The following is a 2,066-nucleotide window of genomic DNA, read 5'->3' as shown; positions in this document are numbered from 1 at the left end:
GGCGCAGGAGTCGGCCCGCGCGGCGCTTGCCGCGGCGCAGACCAACCTCGAGCTCGCGAATGCCGACTACAAGCGCTACAAGGACCTGCGCGACCAGGGCTTCATCAGCTCGGCCGAGCTGGAGCGCCGCGACACCGCGCTGAAGTCCGCCCAGGCGCAATTCGACCAGGCGCGCGCGCAGGCCGGCGTGCAGGGCAACCAGGCCGCCTATGCGGCGCTGGTGGCCGATTCCAATGGCGTGATCACCGGCGTCGATGCCGAGCCGGGCATGGTGGTGGCCGCCGGCACCTCGGTCGTGCGCCTCGCGCAGGACGGCCCGCGCGATGTGGTGTTCTCGGTGCCTGAAGACCATGTGAGCGACCTGCGGGCGCTCGCCCGCAAGCCCGGTGCGCTGAAGGTGAGGCTATGGGGTAGCAATGACGCGGTGTCCGCGTCGATCCGCGAGGTGGCCGCGGCTGCCGATGCCGCGACCCGCACGTTCCAGATCAAGGCCGACATCGGCGAGCTGCCGGCCCGCCTCGGCCAGACCGCCACCGTGCTGATCGAGTTGCCGCAGCAGTCGAACGTGGTGCGCCTGCCGCTGTCGGCGGTCACCGAGCTGCAGGGCCGCACGTCGGTATGGCTGGTCGACAAGAACGCCCAGGGCGTGCTCAGCGTCAAGGCGCAGCCGATCCAGGTGGCCGGTGCCGACGGCAACACCGTGGTGGTGGCCGCCGGCCTCGCGCCCGGGCAGGTGGTGGTGACGGCCGGCGTGCACGTGCTGTCGCCCGGGCAGCAGGTGAAGATGTACGTCGAGCCGACCGCGCAGAACGGCAACCCGGCTGCGATGGCGCCTGCCGCCAGCGCGGCATCCCGCTAAGCCCAGCGCCCGAGGCACCGCATGAGCAGCCCCCAAGACACACACGACGACGCGCCGACCTCGCGTTTCAACATCTCCCGCTGGGCCCTCGAACACCAGCCGCTGACGCGCTACCTGATGGTGGTGCTGATGGTGCTGGGCTTCGTCGCCTACTTCCAGCTGGGCCAGGACGAAGACCCGCCGTTCACCTTCCGCGCGATGGTGGTGCAGGCCTTCTGGCCGGGCGCCACCGCGCAGCAGATGGCCGAGCAGGTCACCGACAAGATCGAGAAGACGCTGCAGGAAGCGCCGTACGCCGACAAGATCCGCAGCTACACCAAGCCGGGCGAGTCGCTGACCATCTTCCAGATCAAGGACAGCTCGCCGCCGAAGGAAGTCAACAACGTCTGGTACCAGACGCGCAAGAAGATCGGCGACATGCGCTCGACGCTGCCGTCGGGCGTGATCGGGCCGGTGTTCAACGACGAGTTCGGCGATGTCTACGGCTCGATCTTCGCGCTGTCTGCCGACGGATTCACCTATGAAGAGCTGCGCCAGCGTGCCGAGGAAACGCGCCAGAAGCTGCTGAAGGTGCCCGATGTCGCCAAGGTGCAGGTGTTCGGTGCGCAGCCCGAGAAGATCTTCATCGAGATCTCGCAGAAGCGCCTGGCCTCGATGGGCCTCGACTTCAACCAGGTGATCGCCCAGCTCGGCGCGCAGAACGCGGTCGAGGGCGCCGGCGTGCTGAACGCCGGCAGCGACAACCTGCAGGTGCGCGTGGGTGGCCAGTTCAACTCGGTCGACGAGCTCGCGGCCTTCCCGATCCGCGCCACCAACCCCGGCACCGGCGTCGCGAGCACGCTGCGCCTGTCCGACATCGCCACCATCAAGCGCGACTACGTCGATCCGCCGGCCGTCAAGGTGCGCCACCAGGGCAAGGAAGTCATCGCGCTCGGCATCTCGATGGCCAAGGGCGGCGACATCATCGAGCTGGGCAACCAGCTCAAGCAGCGCGTCGCGGCGATCCAGAAGGAGCTGCCGATCGGCATCGAGCTGTCGCAGATCCAGGACCAGCCCTCGGCCGTGACCAAGTCGGTCGGCGAGTTCGTGCACGTGCTGATCGAGGCGGTGGTGGTGGTGCTGGCCGTCAGCTTCATCAGCCTGGGCCTGCACACCAGACCGCTGCGCATCGACGTGTGGCCGGGCCTGGTGGTGGGCATCACGATCC

General features: G+C 68.6%; 2 protein-coding genes. Both read left to right on the top strand.

What is annotated here, in order from left to right; all coding sequences use genetic code 11:
- Window positions 1-859, top strand: an 859-nt coding sequence (locus tag AC1D1T_RS32140; protein ID WP_477993409.1) for an efflux RND transporter periplasmic adaptor subunit, incomplete at its 5' end; no start/stop codon positions are given.
- Between the two features lie 21 nt (window positions 860-880).
- Window positions 881-2,066 (top strand): efflux RND transporter permease subunit (locus AC1D1T_RS32135; RefSeq protein ID WP_477993407.1); only part of this gene is annotated, 1,186 nt, incomplete at its 3' end.

This window comes from Rhizobacter sp. P2_H3, from assembly GCF_056403355.1.
This window is presented reverse-complemented; position numbering and strand designations above follow the sequence as displayed.